This is a genomic window from Idiomarina seosinensis (genome assembly GCF_044797955.1).
Lineage (GTDB): Bacteria > Pseudomonadota > Gammaproteobacteria > Enterobacterales > Alteromonadaceae > Idiomarina > Idiomarina seosinensis_A.
In genome coordinates, this window is record NZ_CP085211.1 from 360,313 (window position 1) to 382,342 (window position 22,030).

A 22,030-nucleotide genomic window follows, 5' to 3' on the forward strand; every position below is an offset into this window, starting at 1 on the left:
ATTTTTTTGTAATCCGTATGGCGGATAACGCAGCAGCTAATTCCCGACTTCGCGGCAGATTTTCGCGGAGCGTCCTAACTGGAGAATAATTGGATGAGCAATGCGCCTGTAGATAAAGGCCGCCGTCGTTTTTTGACGGTCGCGACCGGTGTTGTTGGTGGTGCAGGAGCGGTGGCTGTCGCCGTTCCTTTCATAGCCTCATGGAACCCGAGCGCGAAAGCAAAAAATGCCGGAGCACCGGTCGAAGTTAATATAGCGAAAGCCGAACCAGGTCAGTTGATTCGTGTCAAATGGCGCGGTAAACCGGTCTGGATAGTACGCCGCACTCCAGCCATGCTGGAAGAGTTGGAGACTATTGAAGGCAAGCTTCGCGATCCGAATTCAGAAGAACCGCAGCAGCCTCCTTACGCACAAAACCAGCACCGTTCCATTAAAGAGGAAGTATTGGTTGCCGTGGGTATCTGTACTCACCTGGGCTGCTCGCCAACCTATTACGAAGCCGGAATGGGCGACCATGCCGAAGGCATCGAATCAGGCTTTTTCTGCCCCTGTCACGGGTCAAAATTCGACATCGCAGGCCGCGTATTCCAGGGTGTTCCGGCACCGCTCAACCTGGTGGTTCCTCCACATTACTATGTGAATGATAACACCGTGCTGGTCGGCGAAGAGGAGGGGCAAGCATAATGTCTAATAAATTTGTTCAGTGGATGGATGAACGCATCCCCATGACCAAGACGTGGAACATCCACCTTGCTCAATACCCTGCTCCGAAAAACTTAAACATGTGGTACCTGTTTGGCGTGCTCGCCACTCTGGTGCTGGTTAACCAAATCCTGACCGGTATTTGGTTAACCATGAACTACGTACCCAGTGCTGAGGGTGCCTTTGCTTCAGTCGAGTACATTATGCGGGACGTAGAATACGGTTGGTTGTTGCGCTATATGCACTCCACCGGGGCCTCGGCATTCTTCGTGGTGGTCTATCTGCACATGTTCCGCGGAATGATGTACGGCTCTTACCAAAAACCACGCGAATTGTTGTGGCTGTTTGGTATGTTCATCTTCCTGGTGCTGATGGCTGAAGCCTTTATGGGCTACTTACTGCCATGGGGGCAAATGTCGTACTGGGGAGCGCAGGTTATTATTTCATTGTTCGGTGCCATTCCGGTTATCGGCGACGATTTGACCCTGTGGATTCGTGGTGATTACGTTATCTCCGGGGCAACACTAAACCGTTTCTTTGCCTTACACGTTATTGCATTGCCTCTGGTGCTGGTCATTCTGGTGTTTTTACACATTATTGCTCTGCACGAAGTGGGTTCAAATAACCCCGATGGCGTGCCGATTAAAAAGCCGAAGGGCTCAGTGCCGGAAGAAGAAAAACCGAAGTTTAAATTCCATGAGCGCTTTACTAAGAAATACGACATCGTTGATGCGGTGCCGTTCTATCCTTACTTCATTGTTAAGGACCTGTTCGGTATTGGTATTTTCTTATTCCTGTTCTGTTACGTTATTTTCTTTAACCCGGAAATGGGTGGGTTCTTCCTGGAGCCACCAAACTTTGAACCGGCGAACCCGTTGAAGACCCCTGAGCACATCGCTCCGGTATGGTATTTCACACCGTTTTACGCCATCTTGCGTGCGGTACCGGATAAGCTAACGGGCGTTATTCTGATGTTCGCTGCTATTGTGTTGCTGGCATTGTTACCATGGATAGATCGTGGAAAAGTGCGCTCAATCCGCTACCGTTCAGTATTGCACAAACTGAACTTGGTTAACTTTGTTATCAGCTTTATCGTTCTGGGTTACTTGGGTACCCAGCCTGCGACGCCAGTAGCGACCTTGTTTGCACAGATCTTTACATTCCTGTATTTCGCGTTCTTCGTGTTCCTGTTCTTCTACAGTCGGCGCGAGAAAACGAAACCGGTACCAGAAAGGGTGACATCATAATGAAAAAACTGTTAATCGCTCTTATCACCTTGATTCCGTCGCTGGCATTTGCGGCGGATCCGGCTGTACCGCTGGATGAAGCAAAGGTCGACCTGCATGACAAAGCCTCATTACAGCGCGGCGCGCAGATGTATATGAACTACTGCAGTGGTTGTCATTCGCTTGAATATGCGCGTTATAACCGGATGTTTAACGACCTAGAGATTCCTGAAGATATTGGCCAGGAATACTTGCAGTTTACCGGCGACAAACCAGGCGATTTAATCACCAATAATATGGAAGCAGAGGCCGCAGGACAGTGGTTTGGTACCGGTATTCCGGATTTAACTAATGTCGCCAGGGTTCGTGGCCCTGACTGGATTTATACGTATCTGCGGTCATTTTATAAAGATGACAGCCGGCCCTGGGGTGTCAACAATGCAGTATTCCCGAATGTCGGCATGCCGCATGTTCTGGAAGAACTGCAAGGCACTCCAATGCAGGCGTACGAAGAGCGCCGCATCGACGGTGAAATGAAAGAAGTTTATGTAGGAATTGAGACCGATGGAAGCGGTCGTATGACTGAAGATGAATATGATCAGGCAATGCTCGATTTGACCGCATTTTTAGTCTATATGGGTGAGCCGATGGCACTTGAACAACGACGCATGGGTTGGTTTGCGTTCGGGTTTTTATTGGTTTTCACTATTTTAGCTTGGTTGCTGAAAAAAGAGTTCTTCCGGGATCTCAAATAATCAGCCGAGGATACAAGCTTAGTCAGTAAGGGTGGCTTGCCACCCTTTTGACGTTGATATAATCTGGAGAATTAAATGGCGGTTGCAGCAAATAAACGTTCAGTGATGACGTTGTACTCTGGTCGACAAGACCTAAAAAGTCATCAGGTGCGCTTAGTATTAGCGGAAAAGGGAGTAAGCGTCGAAATAAGCTTTGTTGAGGGCGATGATCGTCCGGAAGATCTTATTCAGCTGAATCCGTATCCTGATGCGACACCGACGTTGGTCGACCGCGAACTGGTACTCTATAATGCCCATATTATTATGGAATATCTGGATGAGCGTTTCCCACACCCTCCGCTGATGCCGGTTTACCCTGTAGCGCGTGGCACCAGCCGCCTGATGATGCATCGTATCGAACGCGACTGGTATCGTCTGGCTGAGCAAATTGAGTCCGGCGATAAATCAGCGCGGCAGGAACTTAAAGAGGGCATTTTATCGTTAGCCCCGATTTTCGCTGACACACCGTACTTTATGAGCGAAGAATTCAGCCTGGTTGATTGCTATCTTGCGCCTTTACTCTGGCGGCTGCCAGCGTACGACATACAGCTGGAAGGTCAGGGCGCAAAAGATGTGAAAGCTTATATGATTCGTGTCTTTGAGCGTAAAACCTTTCAGGATTCGCTGACCGAAGCCGAAAAAGAGCTTGCACGCTAACCGCCGGGAGATCTTGGCATGAAATTAACGGACATGACACCTAAGCGCCCATATTTATTGCGCGCCCTTTATGACTGGATTGTAGACAACCAGTTAACGCCTCACCTGGTGGTTGATGCCACCATTGTCGGTACTCAGGTGCCACAGCAGTTTATTAAAGATGGCCAAATAACCCTGAACATCTCGCCATCTGCGGTTGTGGGCTTGCAGCTGTTGGATCATGAAATACGTTTTAACGCGCGCTTCGGCGGACAGCCGATGGAAGTTATTGTGCCGATGACGGCGGCGTTAGCGTTATTCGCCCGGGAGAACGGCGCCGGCGCAATGTTTGAGGCAGAACCTCAGCTTGATAAGATGCCCGAACAGGAACCGCAGTCTGCAGAGACGGACGAGTCCACCAGCAAACCCAGCAAGCGACCCAACTTAAAAGTGATTAAATAGCGGCCTGGCCGGACCTTAGTCCGGCGCCGAGAAGGCTTTAATAACTCGCTCCACTCCTTTGACGTTGCGGGCAATCTCAACGGCTTTGTCGGCTTGTTCGGAGCCGACCAAACCAAGCAAAAACACCTCGCCATTTTCGGTAACCACTTTGATATGGCTGGCACGAACGTCGTCGTCAGCCGCCAGTTTGAGTTTTACCTGGCTGGTGATCCAGCTGTCCGCGGCCTGGACTGATAAACCGGCCTGCGAAGTCAGCCTGATTTGATTAAAGATTTTAACTACGCCATTAGTGTCATCGATAACTTCTTTTGCTCTTTGGCGAAGTTGCTCATCAGGCACCTGACCGATTAATAGCACTTTTTGGTCATAACTAACCGTGCGCAATCGGAAGTCCTTTAGCTTATCGTCGTTACCAAGCTTTGCATTGGCTTTCATTTCGATGGTTTGATCGTCAATTTGGCTGCCAATGGTCCGTGGGTCGGCAATTGACTTAATACCGACAGCTGCAGCTCCGGTGGCAACCACGGCGCAGCCATTGAGCATGGCCAGACTAGTTAAAATTACGGCAAAACGGCTGGCTTTAGCGGCAATAGTATTCATGTTATTCAGGCCCTTGCGGAAAAATAATTTGCTCAGTCAGCTCACACAAACAATGACTGACTAAAAGTTGGTGTTCCAGTACCCGGGCAGTAGTGGGGGACGGAATCTGAATTTCGATATCATCGGCTCCCAGCAGCCCCGAAACCAGCGGGTTATTTTGACCTGTTATGGCAATTAAAATCATTTCCCGGCTTAATGCCGCCTCTATCGAGGCGATTAACTCTTCATCCTCGCCCTGCGCGGCTGCGAACACAATTAACACATCGTTGCTTTGACCCAGCGAGGACACTTGCTGCTGACTGTAACGGGCCAGAGGAATGACCGGAAAAGCCGGCCGCTCCAGCGACATGCCAAGGTTCATAATTTCAGCAAAATGGTGGCTTAACCAGACAGTTGACTGGTTGCCCAAAGAAAAAACCCGTTGGCCGTTAAGCAAGCTGGCGACGACCAGATTGACGGCATGGTCGATGGTGTCAGACAAGCCTTCAACAGCGGATATTTGCGTTTGTATGCTTTCTGTAAAGATCGTTTTTAACTGTTCATTTGGCATGATTAAAACGCATCCTTAAGCCAGTAAATAGTCGGTGGGTTGCCGGTGATGGCGATAACGTCAAAACGCATTGACGTTGTGTGCTGATCAATTCCGTTAAATAAAAAATAACACTGCGCAGTAAAGCGAATACGTTGGCACTGGGCGGCAGTGATTTGCTCCAGCACCGCAGCAAACTGTTGGTCGGCACGGTATTTAACCTCGACAAAAAGCCATATTTGCTGAAGTTTGGCAATGATATCAATTTCACCACCGTCAATCCGAAAATTTTTTTCCTTAATCCGGGCGCCCTGTTGCTGCAAATAATCTACCGCTATTTGCTCAGCCCGGTTACCTTTAGCTTTTCTCGACATAGTGACTAGTCAACGGGTTGCACTTGATTAACGTCAAATATAGCCCAGTCTAGCTGCCGTTGTATGCGATAAAAAGTCACTGAAAGTTGTCCGTTATAGCCTACCCAGTGGGCGCCCGGCAGAATATTAAGCACTGGCAGCTGAGGTAGCAGAAAAGCACTGTCATAACCCATAGCAAATAAGCGCCCGTCGGATAGTGAGGCATTACTGCGTACCTGTAACCAGGCGTTAAGTTCATTATCCGGCTCGCCAATAAGCGCCGGTGCTTCAGAAAATACCACGCCTTCTAAGTCAGCGTCACCATTACGATTGCTGCGTTGGTGCACGCCAGAATTAGCAAACACCGTTAACTCGGGTGCTGCGGGGGACAGGTTGACATCAACGAAAGGTTTTAACAGCCGCACTTTTTGCAGATCACCGGGTAAATAAGCAGTATCAATATCGCTCCGGCTGCGTTCCTGCTCATCGATAATAATTTTGCCGGCAGCAATTTTCACTTCTCGGATGCGCTGTTTGCTGGCTGATATACCCAGCCGTTGTTCGACAGCAACTTGCATATCTTCGCGGGCGGAGTACCAGCCCAGCTCGGGCTCATCGCTACGCAGTTGTTGCCAGACAGCGTTAAAATTGCTAACCAGATTCTCACCCGCTGCGTTTTGCTGAGCAAAGATGATGGGCGGGTATTCGGCGTCCCGGGCAAGTCGCCGGGCCGTTTGTTTCACTTCATCCTCGCCGGACAAAGCAAATTGTACCTGGCGTCCAGTCTGAATGGTCGGGCTTAGCAGCGGAACCTCGTTCAGCAGCAGCTGATAGGGTCCCAACAGAGGTTTTTGTAGCCAGGCTTCAACCTGTTCCTTTAGCAATGGCCCAACAATGTGCGTTGCGCCGTTCTCGAGGATCTGCCGTTGTTGTTGTTCCAGCGGAACAGCGTTAGTGTCAATAAACTGAATGCTGAAGCCCAGCTGAGCCGAGGCGGCCAGCAAGCCGTCGCGAACCGCGTAGCCCTGAGCCTGATAACGGCCACTTAAGGGTAATAAAGCTGCAATTAAACGTGGCGCCTGCCAATCTTGCCCGGCCCACTCACTTACTAACGTATTGCCCAGGTGGTCGGGGTAGCTGCTCTGCCACTGCTGTAATTGACGACGCAGCTGCGCCGGCGTTAACTTTTCATTGTGAAGCATCTCCAGCAGCCGCCACCAGCCCGCTACTTTTTCGCTGGCCGGGCGTTCCCGGGGCAGTTGTTCAGGTGCCACATATTGCAGGTAACGCCAAATTCTTTGTCGCTGCCGGTCCGAATGTTGCCGGCTAAAAGGCGTTGCCTCAATTTCCGCTAAACCGGCCTGCCAAAATTGCTTTAAGCGGGCATGAGACTTTGCCAATAACTGTAGCGCCAGTAACCGATGTTCTCGTTCAGTGAAACGCGAAGTGATCGGCTGCAGGGTGCTTATCACCGCTGGCCACTGCTGGTTATGAGCAAGCCACTGTCCGTTGACCAATGCCAACAGTGGATAGTCATCGGCGGGTACTGACTGAGCCTGAAGTTGCGACAATACGGCAGCACTTTGTTGCCATTGCTGTTGACGCTGAAATGCCAGGGCTGCTTTAATCAGTAGCGAGTATTGTTGTTCCGGCGTGGATGCGTCGGCGGCTTGCTGCAACCAGTCCGACGCCGGACGTTCCGCATCTTTCTCCGGCTGAGGCTGGCTGGTGGTGTCCGGTTCGGTTTGCCGGGCTGTTGACTTTTGCTCGACAGAGCTGCATTGCGTCAAGGCCAGGACACTGAACAGTGCAACGGCCAAGCCCTTAAGCGTATTCATCGAACGGCTTTTCACAAATCAGTATCCTGTCAAAATTCACGTATAGTTACAGCGTGGATGATACTATACCGGTATCCCAGAGTGAAACAAACATGGACCATTATGTCTGCAGGCAATGAAGTAAAAGAAGCGAAAAAAAAAGGAACATTGTTTATTGTTCCGACCCCTATCGGCAATTTGGGCGATATCACTGAGCGCGCAATTGAGGTGTTAGCGCAGGTTGATGCCATTGCTGCTGAGGATACGCGTCATAGTGGTCCGTTGATGCAGCACCTGGGAATAAAAACGCCGCTGATAACTTTGCATGAACATAACGAAAGCCAAAAAACAGCGGTCTTAATCGAGCAGTTGCAACAAGGCAAGTCATTAGCATTAATCAGTGATGCCGGTACCCCGTTAATCAGTGACCCGGGCTATACGTTGGTGCGGCAGTGTCGACAGGCACAGCTGCCGGTGGTTGCCTTGCCGGGGCCGTGCGCGATTACAACTGCGCTTAGTGCTGCCGGACTGGCCACTGACCGCTTTACGTTCGAAGGGTTTTTGCCGGCCAAGCCACAGCAGCGCCGTAAACAGCTGAGTGAACTGGCAACAGAAACGCGTACCATGGTGTTTTACGAATCGCCGCACCGGATACTTCACACCTTAGCGGATTTAAGCACGCATCTGGACAGTGAACGTGAGATTGTACTGGCTCGCGAGCTGACCAAGCAATTCGAGACCTACTTGTCGGGAACAGCGGCCCAGTTGCTGGAAAAGTTAACTGCCGATCGAAACCAACAGCGGGGCGAAATGGTGATCATCGTAGCCGGCCAGCGTAAAGAAAAAGTAGCAGCCGATATCCTGCCCGAAGCGCAAAAGGCGATGACTTTGTTGTGTCAGGAACTACCGTTAAAAAAAGCAGCGGCGATTTGTGCGGGGCTTTACGATGAACGAAAAAATGCCCTTTATCAATGGGCTCTGGAAAACTTGAATAAATGATTGTGAAATTTCGCGGCTACCCGTATTATCTGCCGTGGGAAGCCTGCCAGACAATCGCCGCTGATAATGTATCAGGGGAGGAAAGTCCGGGCTCCACAGGGCAGGGTGCCAGGTAACGCCTGGGCGGCGCAAGCCGACGACCAGTGCAGCAGAGAGTAAACCGCCGATGGCCGCTTGCGGTACAGGTAAGGGTGAAAGGGTGCGGTAAGAGCGCACCGCACCGCTGGCAACAGTTGGTGGCAGGGTAAACTCCACCCGGAGCAAGGTCAAATAGGGGTTCTATGGCGCGGCCCGCGTTGAACCCGGGTAGACTGCTTGAAGGCCAGGGTGACCTGGTCGCTAGATGAATGATTGTCCACGACAGAACCCGGCTTATCGGCGGGTTTCCCACTCTTTTATAAAGTGAATCAGGGCGTCAGCGGGTAATGAACCGCTGACATAAAAACCCTGACCGTAGTCGCAGCCGGCGGCTTCCATAAGTTGCCACTGTTGTTGGTTTTCCACGCACTGAGCTATGGTTTCTATATTCAGCGCCTTAGCAATACCGGTAACCGCCTGCAGTAACTGAGTCTTTATCTGCTCATCGGATGTTTCATCCAAAAACCGCCGGTTGATTTTAAGAATATCAACCGCGTAAGTCTGCAGACAATGGATACTGGAAACGCCAAGACCAAAGTTGTCTAACGCGATTTTCAGACCCTGGCGGCGTAAATACTTAATGGCATCCAACTGTTTTGTTTTAGCTCCGATAAACAACGACTCATTGACTTCAACGACCACTTGATTCGCCGGAATTCCCTTTTGTTGCAGTGTTTTTACCCAGCCTTTAACGTTACTTATGTTATGCAGTTCGTGTTCACTGCGATTAACCGACACAGTGAGATTAATATTAGCTCGCTTGAACTTCAGCCAGTCATTACAAACCTGCTGGAAAACATAGTCACCGATCGCCTCAATCAGACCGTTCTTTTCTGCTATGGGAATAAACTCAGCGGGTGAAATCAGATCCTGCCCGCAATCCCAGCGCACCAGAGCTTCGCATTTTTCAATCCGGCCGGTGGTCAGGTTAACTATCGGTTGATAGTGAACGTTCAGCAGGCCCTGCTCCAGCGCATTGCGCAGGCGCTCGGTAACCTGTTTGAGTTGCTCTGTTTGCTCGCGTAATTGCTGATTAAAAAAGTGATAGGTTTTGCGCCCCGATGTTTTTGCCGCGTACATGGCTATGTCAGCATGTTTTAACAGGGTATCGGCACTACCGCCATCTTCCGGGTACAGGGCAATACCGATACTGGCGGAAATTTGCACCGGGTGTTGTTGCAGATGAAACTGTTCACTGAGCAATTCGTTTAAGTTTTTGGCGACCGTAACCACTTGCTCTGTTGTTTCAGTATTGTGCAACACAATAACAAATTCATCGCCACCCAGCCGGGCAATAAAATCAGCCCCGCGTAAATTTTCCCGCAAGCGCTGGGCAACACCGGCGAGCAACTGATCACCGACATCGTGACCAAGGCTGTCATTAACGTCTTTAAAACGATCCAGGTCGATAAACAGAACGGCAAAGGGCGGCTTGCGGGTAACCATTGACTGCAAATGTTCCAAAAACGAAGTGCGGTTGGGTAGCTGTGTGACGACATCAAAGTGTGCCTGGTGATCGACCAGTTTCATAGCCTGCCGGAGCCGGTTGTGGGTGAACACCAGAGATAACATAAAAATCAGCGTCATCAGGGTAACCATTGCGCCGCCAATAACGATAAGCAAATAACCCACCGAACGCGCGACCCATTCACCGGAGCGCGGCAAGGCGGCCAAATGCCATTCGGCACCCGGTACCGCCATCGATAGCCTCACGGCGTCCGCTTGTGCCAGCTGCCCGGATCCGGCAATCAGTTGTTGCCGGCTGGACTTGAGGGGGTCACTGGTGATGCTGAATTGATAGTCGGAGTGATCATAAAAGCCTACGTTTTGCAGTAATTTATCAATGTCCAGCACTTCGGCAATAATACCCCACAACTCATTATTATGGGTTCTGACCGGAGTACGGATAATTAGCGCGCGACCGCCCTGCACTAAGTTAACCGGGCCTGTAAGAAGGGTTTCATTGTTGTTGATCGCCTGCTGTACGGTTTTTAGCTGGTCGGGATCGCTATGGTAATCAAAGCCCAGTACCGAGGCATTGTCCTCTAACGGATAGACGTACTGCACCACAAAGTCCCGCGCCAGTGCAATGTTACGAATGGGCAACTTCTCATCAATAATAGTGGCGACCAGTGAGTCAAAGCGCTCAGGTGATAATCCGGGACGCAGTAATATTTCAGCCTGTAAGGCCTTGGTGACCACCAAAGACGATGCAAGCTGGCCATCTAACGCCGCGCTCATCGTACTCAGCTCACTTAGCGCGAGACGTTTTTGACCTTCTACCTGGCTTCGATGATAACTTTCCGCTGTCCAGATAACCGTTATGCTAAGAAACAGAAGGGTTATTCCTATCGCAACCCAATGCAACTTCATGCGGCGTAATTCTCCGACTTAATCGATAACTGCAGTATTGCACAAAAAATAATCAGATTCTAACGCTATAAAATAGCCTTTAGCTTCAAATACTTGCTGCAACAGCGCTAAACAGGTGCCGATAATCCCCGGCTTTGCTGTGTTTTTCCCTTGACAGTGGGAAAGCTAACTCCCTAGACTGTATGATTGTGGAGATTTGTGGATAATCGTGGATCTCAATGATCAGGTGAGGATCATGTTCCGAGGCGCAACAGGGTTAAATTTAGACAACAAAGGACGTTTGGCGATACCGGCGAAACACCGCAATGCGCTGACCCTTGACTGTGATGGTAAGATGGTTTGCACCATCGATATCAAACAGCCCTGCCTGCTCCTTTATCCGCTGCCCGAATGGCAGTTGATTGAAAAAAAATTAACTCAGTTGTCCAGTATGAACCCGGCAGAACGTCGCCTGCAACGGCTGCTGTTGGGTCACGCAGATGATTGTGAAATGGATAAAAACGGTCGTCTGTTAATCTCAGCTCCGCTGCGTCAGCATGCAGGATTAGAAAAAAAGCTGATGTTAGTGGGGCAGCTAAACAAATTCGAAATTTGGGACGAAGCAGCCTGGAACGATCAGGTTGCACAGGATATGGACATCGAGCGCGAGGGCGACTTTACCCTTAATGAACGCTTAGAAGATTTTTCATTATAATGATAACAACAACACCGACAACACAGCATGTTTCGGTGCTATTAGATGAATCCATTGCAGCGTTAGCGATTGATCCGGACGGCACCTACATCGACGCCACTTTTGGCCGTGGCGGTCATACCCGTGCTTTACTGCAGCGTTTGAGTCCTCGTGGGCGTGTCATCGCCCTTGACCAGGATCCGCAGGCCATCAAAGCAGCACAAAATATCGACGACCAGCGCTTTTCTATTGTGCACACGCCTTTTGCCAACTTATCCGAGGTGCTGGAACAGTATGATTTAAAACATCAGCTAAGCGGAATTCTTTTTGATCTGGGCGTTTCCTCGCCACAGCTGGATGATGCCGAGCGCGGCTTTAGCTTTATGCGCGATGGACCACTGGATATGCGGATGGACAGTAGCCAGGGGGAAACAGCAGCTGAGTGGCTGAACCGCGCCAGTTTTGACGACATTGTTTATGTACTAAAAGTGTATGGCGAAGAGCGTTTTGCCCGCCGGATAGCCCGCGCGGTTGTTGCAGATCGCGAGCAAACGCCATTTTTACGAACGCGCCAGCTGGCCGAGTTGATTGCCCGCGTCAGTCCACAAAAAGACAAGCATAAGCATCCGGCTACCCGCAGTTTCCAGGCGATTCGCATTCACATTAACCGCGAGCTGGAGCAAATTGAGCAGGCACTGCAGGCATCATTAGATGGCCTGAAAGAAGGTGGACGACTGGTTGTTATCAGTTTTCACAGTCTCGAGGACCGCATTGTTAAGCGCTTTATGCGGGCGCAGAGTCAGGGTAAGCAGGTACCTGCCGGGTTACCGGTAACCGAAGCGGAACTTAACAAAGATCGTACGCTGGCGTTGGAAGGAAAAGCCATTAAGCCCTCTGCTGCAGAAATTACTGCCAACCCCAGGGCGCGTAGTTCGGTACTGCGTATAGCGCGGAGACTGGCTGATGGGTAAACAACGGTATCCGGCCTTGCCATTGATGTTGCTGCAGGATCTCAACCGCTATAAGCGGGTGATTTTACTGTTGTTGTTGGTGGTGTTCAGTGCTCTGGCAGTTATTTATATCGCCCATCAAAACCGCCAGCTAACGGCCGATCGCGATCAGCTGTTATCAGCACGCGATTTGCTTGACCGCGAATGGCGCCATCTGATTATCGAGCAAAACTCTCTGACCGAACACAGCCGGGTGGAGCGCCTGGCTCAGCAAAAACTGCAAATGGTAGATGTTGACAGTGAGCGCGAGGAATTGGTGCCATGGCAATAAGATCGCCGCAGAAAAAGCCGGTAAAACGCAACCGTAAGAATACGCCCGCGGCAGGAACCCAGTGGCGGTTTTATCTGGCTGTCAGTTTATTGTTCGGGGTGTTTAGCGTGTTAATTGCACGCGCCGCTTATATTCAGGTTATTAGCCCCGAGCGTTATTCTGAGCAGGGCGATATGCGCTCGCTACGCTCCTCCAGTTTAAGTGTGCAGCGGGGCATGATTGTCGATCGCAATGGCCGCGAACTGGCGGTAAGTGTGCCGGTCGAAACCGTCTGGGCCGATCCCCAGCGCATTGCCGAATACAATGCGCTGGCAGACACCCGCCGCTGGCAGGCACTGGCAGAAACATTCCGGATGAATCGGGAAGATTTAGTCGCTAAGGTTTCTGACCCGGAACGGCGCTTTGTTTATTTACAGCGCAAAGTCACTCCCAGTGAAGCAAACTACGTTAAACAACTGAATATCCCCGGCGTTTACCTAAAAACTGAGTCACGCCGTTATTACCCGACAGGGGAAATCAGTGCCCATCTATTAGGCCTGACGAATATCGACGGTAAGGGCCAGGAAGGTCTGGAGCTGTTATACGATGAACACCTAACCGGTACGCCGGGTCAGCGAACCTACCGCAAGGATGCTGGCGGCCGGGTTATTGAAGAAATTAGTCAGACCGAAGCGGAACAGCCAAAACAGCTTACCTTAAGTATCGACCAGCGCATTCAGGCCACCGCCTATACCGAGTTAAAAAAAGCCGTGCGTTATAACCAGGCAACCTCCGGCAGTGTCGTGGTGATTGACGTCGCCACAGGCGAGGTACTGGCACTGGTTAACAGCCCGTCTTTTAATCCGAATAATCGCGCTGACTTGCAAAGCTACAAAATGCGAAACCGGGCGATAACGGACAGTTACGAGCCGGGCTCAACGGTTAAACCACTGGTTGTACTCAGCGCTCTGGAAAATGGTTTGCACAAAGTGGGTGACAGCATTGATACCAGCCCGGGCTGGCTTAGGCTGGGTGGCCGCCGGGTCAGCGATCCGCGCAATTATGGCGAGCTGTCGCTGGCCGGGGTTCTCGAACATTCCTCCAATGTCGGGGTAACCCGAATGGCGCTGGAACTCGGCATCGAACCCCTGTTACAAACCTACTTTGATGTCGGTTTTGGCAACGATACCGGTATTTCACTACTGGGTGAAAGCATGGGCATGTTCGGCAATCGCCGGCGTTGGTCTGATTTTGAGTTAGCCACCCTGTCGTACGGATACGGGCTGTCAATCACCACGCTACAACTGGCGCGTGCTTACACGGCCATTGCCAGCGGCGGGCAATTGCGCCCTCTGACCATATTCCGCCAAGAGTCGCCACTGCCGGCCGAGCAAATTTTTAATGCGGACAACACCCGCGCTGTGCTGCGGATGATGGAAACTGTAGTGACTGACGGTACAGCGAAAAACGCCCGGGTGCCGGGCTACCGCATTGCCGGAAAAACAGGAACGACCCGCAAAGCCAGTGCTACCGGGGGTTACGGCGATGAATACGTGGCTTTGTTTGCAGGTATTGCCCCGGCATCAGATCCCGAAGTGGTGGTCGTTGTAACCATCAATGAGCCGGCCACTGACGATTACTATGGCGGCACGGCGGCTGCTCCCGTATTTTCAGCCATTGTCGGACAGACTATGCGGTTACTGAATGTTGCTCCGGATAATCTCGATAATGAGCCGATGAAAGCGGCCGGCCTGGGGGGCCAGTGATATGCGCTTACCGGAATTGCTGGACTGGCTTAAAATTGCTCTGCCGCCGACCACCATCAGTGGTATAAAATTAGACAGCCGGCAAGTGGCTAACGGCGATTTATTTGTTGCGGTATCCGGCTATGTAACTGACGGCAGAGATTATATTGACGCGGCTATAAAAGCCGGTGCGGCAGCCGTCTTAGCAGAGGATACCAAGCTTTGGGTTGAACAGCAGCAGGCTGTGCCCATTGTCCACATTCCCGATCTTAAAGCTCAGTTATCCCGCATCGCAGGTAACTTTTTTGCTCATCCGTCGGCGCAAACCCGGCTGCTGGGTATTACCGGCACCAATGGCAAAACATCGGTAACCCACCTGATTGCCCAGCTTGTGCAGGCGATGGGAGAGCCGGCAGGCCTGATTGGTACTACCGGTAGTGGTCTGGTAGGGGCTTTACTGCCCGAAAAGCACACTACGCCGGATGCCGTGACTGTGCAGCAACGGATAGCGACCCTGGTGGCCGAGGGCGCAAAGGTTATCGCAATGGAGGTCTCTTCCCATGCGCTGGTCCAGGGACGGGTCGAGGCGTTGCAGTTTAGCTCGGTAGCGGCTACCAATATCAGTCGTGACCATCTGGATTACCACGGCTCGATGACGGAATATGTGAAGGCCAAGCAGCGCTTGTTTACTGACTTTAAAGCCCCGCATCAGCTGATTAATGCAGACGACAAGGCTTTGCGTCACTGGTTAACAGGCCAGCCCGGCACCATGATTACCGGCTTAGCCGCCGTACAAAAAGACGCTAAACCAGTGGATGCTGCGGCCAGTTTGTTGGCAGATAATATTCAGTACCGGCCCGATGGCACCCGCTTTGACGTTGATTACCAGTCAATTGCTCAGTCTTCACAGGCTGAAACCATTCAGTCGCCGTTACTTGGCCAGTTTAATGTGTACAACTTGTTGACTGCGCTGGGAGTTTTGCTGGCAGAAGGTTACCCCCTGCAGCAGCTGGCCCATGCCTGTCATCAGTTGCAGCCAGTGCCGGGCCGCATGGAAGCGTTTCAAAATGCCGACTCAGCGCTGATTGTGGTTGACTACGCACACACCCCCGATGCGCTGCAGCAGGTACTAAGCGCCCTGCGTAAACATTGTCGCGGTCAGCTGTGGTGTGTGTTTGGCTGCGGCGGCGATCGCGATCGCGGCAAACGTCCGCAGATGGGCAAAGTCGCCATTGAATATGCCGATCAAGTGGTTGTCACCGACGACAATCCGCGCACCGAACCCGCCGAACAAATCATCGCAGATATTTTAACGGGTACCTTAAATAACACTAAAACTCGGGTTATTCAGGGCCGCTACCAAGCGGTCGTTGATACCATGGCAAGGGCCGGGCGCAATGACGTTGTGTTGTTAGCCGGTAAAGGTCATGAAGATTATCAGGTAATTGGTACACAACGGTTTGATTATGACGAACGAGCAACAGTGGCCGCCTGGCTGCAGGGAGACCGTGCATGATTAATGTCAGTTTACAGTGGCTTGCTGAAACCCTCTCGGCGGAGCTGATCGGAACCAGCAATGGCGCTGAATTGATGGTCGATAAAGTCAGTACCGACACTCGCTCTGATCTCAGCGATACCTTATTTATTGCCTTGCGCGGAGCTAACTTTGACGCCCATGACTTTATTCCCGAAGCTGCAGAGTCGGGGGCTAAAGCGGTGGTCTGTGAGCGCCCCATGGATGTTACTATACCGCAGTTGATTGTGGCTGACTGCCGGCAGGCGCTGGGGCAGCTTGGCGCCGCAGTGAAAGCGCAGGTTAAGCCGAAAACCATTGCCATTACCGGCAGTAACGGTAAAACCACCGTTAAGGAAATGCTGGCATCCATTTTGTCACGTAAGCACCCGGTGCTGGCAACCCAGGGCAATTTTAACAACGATATCGGTGTACCATTGACCTTGCTGCGTCTGACGCCTGAACATCAGTACGCCGTCATCGAACTGGGCGCCAATCACCCCGGAGAAATCGGCTACACTACCTCGTTAACACGGCCCGACGTTGCCATTCTTAACAACGTCAGTGCTGCTCATGTCGAGGGCTTTGGTTCATTGCAGGGCGTGGCACGCGCGAAAACTGAAATTTTTCGGGGCCTGGACCACAGCGGTTTAGCAATTACCACCTGGCATTCGGAATTTTTACCGTGCTGGCAGCGTAATCGCGAAGGTAAGCGCTTACAAACTTTCGGTTTTGATGCGCAGGCGGATGTCTATGCCTCAGAAGTCAGCCTGGACGAAGAGGGCTGCGCTCAGTTTACCCTGCATCTGTTTGGTCAGCAGGCCAGGGTCTCATTGCAACTTAGTGGGATGCACAACGTGCTGAATGCCCTGGCTGCCGCCACTGCCGCCCATGAACTGGGCATTGACTTAAAAGATATTACCCTGGGGTTGCAGGCACTGCAGCCGGTCGCCGGCCGTCTGACCACCTACAAACTGGCACCAGGCCTGCGCTTAATAGACGATAGCTACAACGCCAGCGTTGCTTCAACTAAAGCCGCTTTGGATCTGTTGTCGACTTATCAGGGTTACCAGATCATGGTGCTGGGGGACATGGGCGAACTGGGCCCCGAGTCCCGCGCCTACCACGAAGAAATTGGTGCCCACGCACTGACTTGCGATATTGATAATTTGCTAACCGTGGGTGTGCTCAGTCAAAGTGCCAGTGAAGTCTTTAATGGTCGCGGCGGTAAGCATTTTTCCAGTCACCAGAAGCTGGTGGATGAGATTTTACAAATCATTACACAACAAAATTCCCGGCAACCGGTCACAGTGCTGGTAAAAGGTTCCCGCTCAGCGCATATGGAGCGGATAGTCGACGCCTTAAAAGAACAGGCGGTAGTAAAACCGGAAAAGGACCAACACGCATGTTAGTTTGGCTGGCTGAGTTTCTCACTCAATTTGAAAGCGCTTTTAACGTCTTCTCTTATTTGACGTTACGCGCCATTTTGAGTGTCCTCAGCGCCTTAATTTTGTCCCTTTGGCTGGGACCCTGGATGATTGCCCGCCTGCAGCGATTGCAAATCGGACAGACCGTACGTGATGACGGCCCGCAAAGTCACCTCAGCAAGACAGGCACTCCGACCATGGGCGGTAGCTTGATTCTGGTGGCCATTATCGGCTCGTCACTGCTATGGGCTGACCTGGAAAACCGCTATGTCTGGGTGGTGTTGTTCGTGGTGACGGGCTTTGGGATCATCGGCTTTGTAGACGATTACCGGAAAGTGATTCGTAAGGATCCCAAGGGCTTAATTGCCAAATGGAAATACTTTTGGCAGTCGGTAATAGCCAGTATTGCGGTAGTTTATCTGTACAGCACCAGTTCACTACCCAGTGAAACGGCACTGCTGGTGCCCTTTTTTAAAGATGTGATGCCGCAGCTTGGTCTGTTGTATTTGTTACTGGGTTACTTCGTTATTGTCGGTACCAGTAATGCGGTCAACCTGACCGATGGCCTCGATGGCCTGGCGATTATGCCAACGGTTATGGTCGCCGGCGCTTTAGGCGTATTTGCGTACGCCTCGGGTAATGTCAATTTCGCCGAATACCTGCAAATCCCTCATTTACCGCTTTCCGGCGAACTGCTGGTGGTCTGTGCTGCGATTGTCGGGGCCGGGTTGGGATTCCTCTGGTTCAATACGTATCCGGCCATGGTGTTTATGGGCGATGTAGGCTCCTTGTCATTAGGGGCCACTCTGGGAGTGATAGCGATTTTAGTCAGGCAGGAGCTGGTGCTGTTTATTATGGGCGGCGTTTTTGTGATGGAAACGTTATCGGTGATGCTGCAAGTAGGATCGTACAAACTTCGCGGTAAGCGAATTTTTCGTATGGCGCCGATTCACCATCACTACGAACTTAAGGGCTGGCCGGAACCGCGGGTGATTGTCCGGTTTTGGATTCTGTCATTAATTTTTGTGCTAATTGGGCTGGCGACCTTAAAACTAAGATAAGTGAGCATGTGACAACGCGATGAGAAAAGTTGATTGGCAAAGGGTAGAAAGAGTCAGTGTACTGGGTTTAGGTAAGTCCGGTCTTTCTGCTGTGCGCTTTTTGCAGCACTACTTAGGCGATCGCATTGCCCGCCAGGAACTTATTTTAGAAGCATTTGAAACACGCTCCGCCAGCCCCGGCGTAGAAGCGGCAAGACAATTACTGGGCAAGCAACGAGTTGTTACCCGGCAGTGGCAGCTTGAAGATACCCTGGCAGCGGATGTGCTGGTAGTCAGCCCCGGCATAGATTTGCGCCAACCAGCCATTAAAGCTGCGCAGGATGCCGGCGTCCGTGTTATCGGCGATGTCGAACTTTTTGCTCAGCAGGTGCAGCGGCCAGTGGTGGCAATTACCGGCTCAAACGGTAAATCAACCGTAACACGTATGGTCGAGTACCTTGCCCGGCAACAGGGAATTAAGGCGCTGGCCGCCGGAAATATCGGCCTGCCGGTGCTGGAAGCACTACAGCAGCAAGAGAAGCAGGAACTGCAGCTGTATGTACTGGAGCTGTCCAGCTTCCAGTTGGAAACTCTTGAATCGTTGCAACCGGTTGCAGCAACTGTTTTGAACATCAGCCCCGATCATCAGGACCGCTACTATCGGCTGACTGACTACATTGCTGCCAAAAAACGTATCTACCGCAACGCAGAGCTGTGCGTTCTGAACCGGCAAGAAACCATGTACTGGCCGACACAGCAGGCGCCGGCGCTGACCTTCGGGCCAGACCAGAGTGACGCAGATTTTGGCATACAGCGCCGTGGCGAAGAAACCTGGATTACCTACCAGAGTGAACCCATACTGGCGGCGCATCAACTGGCGCTGCAGGGCATCCATAATTTACTTAATGTACAGGCAGCGCTGGCGCTGGCGCTGGCGGTCGGTGTACCGGTCGCAGCCGGGGCAGGTTATATCCGTGAATTTGAAGGCTTACCCCACCGCTGCCAGCTGGTTACTGAACGCCTTGGGGTTAAGTGGGTTAATGACTCAAAAGCCACCAATATTGGTGCTACTGAGGCTGCTATCAAAGGGCTGCGGCCGTTAGTTAATGGCCGCCTTATCCTGATTGCCGGCGGCGTTGGCAAAGGGGCTGACTTTAGTACTCTGCAGCCCAGCCTTAAACAGGTTGATGGGTTGATAACCATCGGTGAAGATGGCGCCTTAATTGGCCAGTACGTTAATGGTTCACGCCATGCCGGCGATTTACAACAGGCGGTAGCTTTGGCGGACCAGTTAACGGAATCTGGTGATTTAGTGCTGTTATCGCCGGCTTGTGCCAGCTTTGATCAATTTGATGACTTTGAGCACCGGGGTTTATGTTTCAGTCGTGCTGTCGAGGGGCTTTATGAACAAAGCGCATGAACAGCAATTAAAACTGTTGATACCTAAACCGGGTAGTGGCTCTGTTTTAAAAGCTGCTGGCCAATGGTTATGGCCGGGCTATTCGACCAGTCTTTATGATCGTATGCTGTTAACCGTAGCGGTGGTGTTATTGCTGCTTGGTTTCATTATGGTGACGTCGGCGTCATTACCAGCCGCTGAAAAACTAACCGGCAATTCGTTTCATTTCGCCATTCGCCACCTGACCTACGTTATGCTGGGCCTTCTGCTGATGTTATCAGCGCTGGCAATTCCGGTGGCTAAGTGGGAGCAGCACAGCGGTAAACTGCTGTTGCTGGGTTTGGGTTTGCTGGTTCTGGTTTTATTGGTTGGCCATACGGTTAACGGCGCCCAGCGCTGGATTAAAGTTGGCCCCTTCAGTATCCAGGTAGCTGAGTTAACAAAATTATTTTTCTACATTTACTTAGCCAGTTACCTGTCCCGCCGCGAAGACGAACTGCGCGAAGCGAAAAAAGGTTTCATCAAGCCTCTGATACTGCTCTTTATCGCCTCGCTGCTGCTTCTGGCGCAACCGGACTTCGGCACTTTGGTAGTGTTGGCTGCGACTACCGTGGCGATGATGTTTCTGGCCGGGGCGCCGTTATGGCAGTTCTTCGCAGTGTTTATAACCTGTGTACTTGCCCTGATTGGTGCCATCATTGCCGAACCTTACCGTATGCAGCGGATACTGACCTTTATGGAGCCCGAAAAAGATCCTTTCGGGGCGGGTTATCAGTTAATGCAGTCACTGATTGCTTTTGGCCAGGGTGAGGTCAATGGTCTTGGCTTAGGTAACAGCATCCAGAAACTGCAGTATCTGCCCGAAGCCCATACCGACTTTATTATGTCTGTAATTGCTGAAGAACTGGGATTTGTCGGTGTTGTCAGTGTTATCGCTCTGATCCTGTTGCTGGTCAGCCGGGCGCTGGTTATCGGTCGTCGGTGCCTATTTGCCGAACAGCGTTACAGTGGTTACCTGGCTTACGGTATCGCCATTTGGTTTAGTCTGCAGGCGTTTGTAAATATTGGCGCAGCTTCCGGAGCGTTGCCAACTAAAGGACTGACACTACCCTTGGTCAGCTACGGCGGTACCAGTATTCTGGTTTCGTCGCTGGCCGTCGGGCTATTATTAAGGATTGATCATGAGCGCCGCATGAAGGGTCGCAAAGTGACGCCGCGTGGAGGTGCCGGATGATCAACCCAGACCAGCAACAACGCGCTGTGATTGCTGCCGCCGGTACTGGTGGCCATGTGTTTCCCGCGCTGGCAGTGGCCTTGCAGCTAATCAAACTGGGCTGGCAGGTCGACTGGGTCGGCACCAGAGAGGGTCGGCTGGAGTCTAAGGTGGTACCGGCTCACGATATTCGTTTGCACTCGCTGGAAATGACCGGTATCCGCGGACACGGGAAAATACGCTTATTTAAAGCGCCCTGGCAGCTGTTTAATGCCATTAAGCAAGCGCGCCAGTTGTTGCGGGATCTGCAGCCTGACGTAGTCGTTACCTTTGGTGGTTATGTTTGTGCGCCGCTGGGTATTGCGGCCAAATCTCTGGGTATTGCGCTGTTAACCCATGAGCAAAACGCAGTACCCGGCATGACCACCCGGTTGCTGGCTCCTTTTGCCGACAAAGTGTTGGCGGGCCTGCCATTTACTAAAAAAGCCATCAAAAAAGCTGTTCTGACCGGTAACCCACTACGTGAAGACGTGCTGCAGCTGGCGCAACACGAGGTTAAAGAGGCCCGGACCGGGCCTCTGCGGCTGTTAGTGGTCGGCGGTAGTCTGGGGGCAAAAGTACTGAACGATACGGTGCCGGCGGCGCTGGCTGACATTGATACGCCGCTAACGGTGACGCACCAGTGTGGCGGCGGCAATGATAAGCAGGTAAGCGCAGCCTATGGCAACTGTCAACAGCATCAGGTAAAGGTCTGTGATTTTATCGAGCAGATGGGCGCAGCTTATCAGCAGGCGGACCTGGTGATCTGCCGGGCGGGGGCGTTAACTGTAGCCGAACTGGCGGTACTGGGCAAAGCTGCAATTCTGGTGCCATTACCCCATGCAGTCGATGACCATCAGACAGCCAATGCGATGACCCTGGTTAACGCCGGAGGGGCGGTCTTGTTGCCGCAGTCAGAGCTCAATGAGCAAAGTTTAGCAAAGCTGTTGCAAAGATTGTTGCAAGACCCGCAGCAACTGTGGAAAATGGCGCGCTTTGCGCGTCAGAGCGGGCGTCCGCAGGCAACAGCTGCAGTTACGCAGTGTTGTCTTGACGCGGCGAACCATAATGCCACAGAGCAGGTGAAGTAAG

Annotated in this window: 20 protein-coding genes, 1 other RNA gene and 1 pseudogene; 17 read left to right on the plus strand and 5 right to left on the minus strand. The window is 51.8% G+C overall.

Annotated elements, in window-relative coordinates:
- Positions 1-93 precede the first annotated feature (93 nt).
- The 5 genes from petA (at position 94) to LG288_RS01745 (ending at position 3,820) form a co-directional block, all read left to right on the plus strand.
- On the plus strand, positions 94-684 hold the full coding sequence (gene petA / locus LG288_RS01725) for a ubiquinol-cytochrome c reductase iron-sulfur subunit (RefSeq protein WP_404401413.1): 591 nt from the start codon (positions 94-96) through the stop codon (positions 682-684).
- Positions 684-1,949: a cytochrome bc complex cytochrome b subunit gene (locus LG288_RS01730; protein ID WP_404401415.1), complete on the plus strand. Its 1,266-nt coding sequence runs from the start codon at positions 684-686 to the stop codon at positions 1,947-1,949. The genes petA and LG288_RS01730 overlap by 1 nt, the downstream gene beginning before the upstream one ends.
- Entirely contained in the window at positions 1,949-2,683 is a 735-nt protein-coding gene (locus LG288_RS01735) for a cytochrome c1 (protein WP_404401417.1), read from the plus strand. The genes LG288_RS01730 and LG288_RS01735 overlap by 1 nt, the downstream gene beginning before the upstream one ends.
- Positions 2,684-2,758: 75 nt before the next feature.
- Positions 2,759-3,379, plus strand: a complete 621-nt coding sequence (sspA, locus tag LG288_RS01740) for a stringent starvation protein SspA (RefSeq protein WP_404401419.1) — start codon at positions 2,759-2,761, stop codon at positions 3,377-3,379.
- 18 nt (positions 3,380-3,397) lie between these two features.
- The gene (locus LG288_RS01745) at positions 3,398-3,820 is read left to right on the plus strand and encodes a ClpXP protease specificity-enhancing factor (RefSeq protein ID WP_404401421.1); all 423 of its coding nucleotides are present in this window, start codon (positions 3,398-3,400) and stop codon (positions 3,818-3,820) included.
- Between the two features lie 15 nt (positions 3,821-3,835).
- Here the strand turns inward: LG288_RS01745 and dolP are convergent, their stop codons facing one another.
- From dolP to LG288_RS01765, 4 genes are read right to left on the minus strand one after another with little or no spacing between them, the layout of a single operon-like run.
- Entirely contained in the window at positions 3,836-4,420 is a 585-nt protein-coding gene (dolP, locus tag LG288_RS01750; RefSeq protein ID WP_404401423.1) for a division/outer membrane stress-associated lipid-binding lipoprotein, read from the minus strand.
- A gap of 1 nt (position 4,421) precedes the next feature.
- Positions 4,422-4,970, minus strand: a complete 549-nt coding sequence (locus LG288_RS01755; RefSeq protein ID WP_404401425.1) for an SIS domain-containing protein — start codon at positions 4,968-4,970, stop codon at positions 4,422-4,424.
- Positions 4,971-4,972: 2 nt separating this feature from the next.
- The gene (locus tag LG288_RS01760) at positions 4,973-5,323 is read right to left on the minus strand and encodes a YraN family protein (protein ID WP_404401427.1); all 351 of its coding nucleotides are present in this window, start codon (positions 5,321-5,323) and stop codon (positions 4,973-4,975) included.
- Between the two features lie 5 nt (positions 5,324-5,328).
- The gene (locus LG288_RS01765) at positions 5,329-7,155 is read right to left on the minus strand and encodes a penicillin-binding protein activator (RefSeq protein WP_404401429.1); all 1,827 of its coding nucleotides are present in this window, start codon (positions 7,153-7,155) and stop codon (positions 5,329-5,331) included.
- Positions 7,156-7,242: 87 nt separating this feature from the next.
- Here LG288_RS01765 and rsmI point away from each other — a divergent pair, with 87 nt between their 5' ends.
- Both rsmI and rnpB read left to right on the plus strand, forming a co-directional pair.
- Complete coding sequence (gene rsmI / locus LG288_RS01770) at positions 7,243-8,118, plus strand: 16S rRNA (cytidine(1402)-2'-O)-methyltransferase (RefSeq protein ID WP_404403121.1); 876 nt, start codon at positions 7,243-7,245, stop codon at positions 8,116-8,118.
- 38 nt (positions 8,119-8,156) lie between these two features.
- Positions 8,157-8,509: RNase P RNA component class A (gene rnpB, locus LG288_RS01775), an RNA gene on the plus strand.
- 101 nt (positions 8,510-8,610) lie between these two features.
- Here rnpB and LG288_RS01780 read toward each other — a convergent pair.
- Positions 8,611-10,629: pseudogene (locus LG288_RS01780) on the minus strand (putative bifunctional diguanylate cyclase/phosphodiesterase); the annotation flags it as partial.
- A 235-nt stretch (positions 10,630-10,864) separates the two neighbouring features.
- Between LG288_RS01780 and mraZ the strand changes: the two are divergent.
- From mraZ to murG, 10 genes are read left to right on the plus strand one after another with little or no spacing between them, the layout of a single operon-like run.
- Positions 10,865-11,323, plus strand: a complete 459-nt coding sequence (mraZ, locus tag LG288_RS01785; protein ID WP_404401431.1) for a division/cell wall cluster transcriptional repressor MraZ — start codon at positions 10,865-10,867, stop codon at positions 11,321-11,323.
- Positions 11,323-12,273, plus strand: coding sequence for a 16S rRNA (cytosine(1402)-N(4))-methyltransferase RsmH (gene rsmH / locus LG288_RS01790; RefSeq protein WP_404401433.1), 951 nt, complete (start codon positions 11,323-11,325; stop codon positions 12,271-12,273). Before mraZ ends, rsmH begins: the two co-directional genes overlap by 1 nt.
- On the plus strand, positions 12,266-12,583 hold the full coding sequence (gene ftsL / locus LG288_RS01795) for a cell division protein FtsL (protein WP_404401435.1): 318 nt from the start codon (positions 12,266-12,268) through the stop codon (positions 12,581-12,583). Before rsmH ends, ftsL begins: the two co-directional genes overlap by 8 nt.
- Positions 12,574-14,328 carry a peptidoglycan D,D-transpeptidase FtsI family protein gene (locus LG288_RS01800; RefSeq protein WP_404401437.1) on the plus strand — a complete coding sequence of 585 codons (1,755 nt, stop codon included), beginning with the start codon at positions 12,574-12,576 and terminating at the stop codon, positions 14,326-14,328. Before ftsL ends, LG288_RS01800 begins: the two co-directional genes overlap by 10 nt.
- A gap of 1 nt (position 14,329) precedes the next feature.
- Positions 14,330-15,823: a UDP-N-acetylmuramoyl-L-alanyl-D-glutamate--2,6-diaminopimelate ligase gene (gene murE / locus LG288_RS01805; RefSeq protein WP_404401439.1), complete on the plus strand. Its 1,494-nt coding sequence runs from the start codon at positions 14,330-14,332 to the stop codon at positions 15,821-15,823.
- Positions 15,820-17,232 (plus strand): UDP-N-acetylmuramoyl-tripeptide--D-alanyl-D-alanine ligase, encoded by a 1,413-nt coding sequence (murF, locus tag LG288_RS01810; protein WP_404401441.1) that lies wholly within the window; start codon positions 15,820-15,822, stop codon positions 17,230-17,232. Before murE ends, murF begins: the two co-directional genes overlap by 4 nt.
- Entirely contained in the window at positions 17,226-18,308 is a 1,083-nt protein-coding gene (gene mraY / locus LG288_RS01815) for a phospho-N-acetylmuramoyl-pentapeptide-transferase (RefSeq protein WP_404401443.1), read from the plus strand. Before murF ends, mraY begins: the two co-directional genes overlap by 7 nt.
- A 19-nt stretch (positions 18,309-18,327) precedes the next feature.
- Entirely contained in the window at positions 18,328-19,707 is a 1,380-nt protein-coding gene (gene murD, locus LG288_RS01820; RefSeq protein ID WP_404401445.1) for a UDP-N-acetylmuramoyl-L-alanine--D-glutamate ligase, read from the plus strand.
- Entirely contained in the window at positions 19,691-20,920 is a 1,230-nt protein-coding gene (ftsW, locus tag LG288_RS01825) for a putative lipid II flippase FtsW (RefSeq protein WP_404401447.1), read from the plus strand. Before murD ends, ftsW begins: the two co-directional genes overlap by 17 nt.
- Positions 20,917-22,029 (plus strand): undecaprenyldiphospho-muramoylpentapeptide beta-N-acetylglucosaminyltransferase, encoded by a 1,113-nt coding sequence (gene murG, locus LG288_RS01830; RefSeq protein WP_404401449.1) that lies wholly within the window; start codon positions 20,917-20,919, stop codon positions 22,027-22,029. Before ftsW ends, murG begins: the two co-directional genes overlap by 4 nt.
- The last annotated feature ends 1 nt before the right edge of the window (position 22,030 follow it).

What these genes read in the sequence shown, in the direction of transcription:
- mraZ (WP_404401431.1), top strand. Translation starts at nt 10,865, where the DNA reads ATGTTCCGAGGCGCAACAGGGTTAAATTTAGACAACAAAGGACGTTTG.
- LG288_RS01730 (WP_404401415.1), top strand. Translation starts at nt 684, where the DNA reads ATGTCTAATAAATTTGTTCAGTGGATGGATGAACGCATCCCCATGACC.
- murE (WP_404401439.1), top strand. Translation starts at nt 14,330, where the DNA reads ATGCGCTTACCGGAATTGCTGGACTGGCTTAAAATTGCTCTGCCGCCG.
- dolP (WP_404401423.1), bottom strand. Translation starts at nt 4,420, where the DNA reads ATGAATACTATTGCCGCTAAAGCCAGCCGTTTTGCCGTAATTTTAACT.
- LG288_RS01735 (WP_404401417.1), top strand. Translation starts at nt 1,949, where the DNA reads ATGAAAAAACTGTTAATCGCTCTTATCACCTTGATTCCGTCGCTGGCA.
- murF (WP_404401441.1), top strand. Translation starts at nt 15,820, where the DNA reads ATGATTAATGTCAGTTTACAGTGGCTTGCTGAAACCCTCTCGGCGGAG.
- ftsW (WP_404401447.1), top strand. Translation starts at nt 19,691, where the DNA reads ATGAACAAAGCGCATGAACAGCAATTAAAACTGTTGATACCTAAACCG.
- mraY (WP_404401443.1), top strand. Translation starts at nt 17,226, where the DNA reads ATGTTAGTTTGGCTGGCTGAGTTTCTCACTCAATTTGAAAGCGCTTTT.
- LG288_RS01745 (WP_404401421.1), top strand. Translation starts at nt 3,398, where the DNA reads ATGAAATTAACGGACATGACACCTAAGCGCCCATATTTATTGCGCGCC.
- rsmH (WP_404401433.1), top strand. Translation starts at nt 11,323, where the DNA reads ATGATAACAACAACACCGACAACACAGCATGTTTCGGTGCTATTAGAT.
- sspA (WP_404401419.1), top strand. Translation starts at nt 2,759, where the DNA reads ATGGCGGTTGCAGCAAATAAACGTTCAGTGATGACGTTGTACTCTGGT.
- rsmI (WP_404403121.1), top strand. Translation starts at nt 7,243, where the DNA reads ATGTCTGCAGGCAATGAAGTAAAAGAAGCGAAAAAAAAAGGAACATTG.
- LG288_RS01755 (WP_404401425.1), bottom strand. Translation starts at nt 4,970, where the DNA reads ATGCCAAATGAACAGTTAAAAACGATCTTTACAGAAAGCATACAAACG.
- murD (WP_404401445.1), top strand. Translation starts at nt 18,328, where the DNA reads ATGAGAAAAGTTGATTGGCAAAGGGTAGAAAGAGTCAGTGTACTGGGT.
- murG (WP_404401449.1), top strand. Translation starts at nt 20,917, where the DNA reads ATGATCAACCCAGACCAGCAACAACGCGCTGTGATTGCTGCCGCCGGT.
- ftsL (WP_404401435.1), top strand. Translation starts at nt 12,266, where the DNA reads ATGGGTAAACAACGGTATCCGGCCTTGCCATTGATGTTGCTGCAGGAT.
- LG288_RS01800 (WP_404401437.1), top strand. Translation starts at nt 12,574, where the DNA reads ATGGCAATAAGATCGCCGCAGAAAAAGCCGGTAAAACGCAACCGTAAG.
- LG288_RS01760 (WP_404401427.1), bottom strand. Translation starts at nt 5,323, where the DNA reads ATGTCGAGAAAAGCTAAAGGTAACCGGGCTGAGCAAATAGCGGTAGAT.
- petA (WP_404401413.1), top strand. Translation starts at nt 94, where the DNA reads ATGAGCAATGCGCCTGTAGATAAAGGCCGCCGTCGTTTTTTGACGGTC.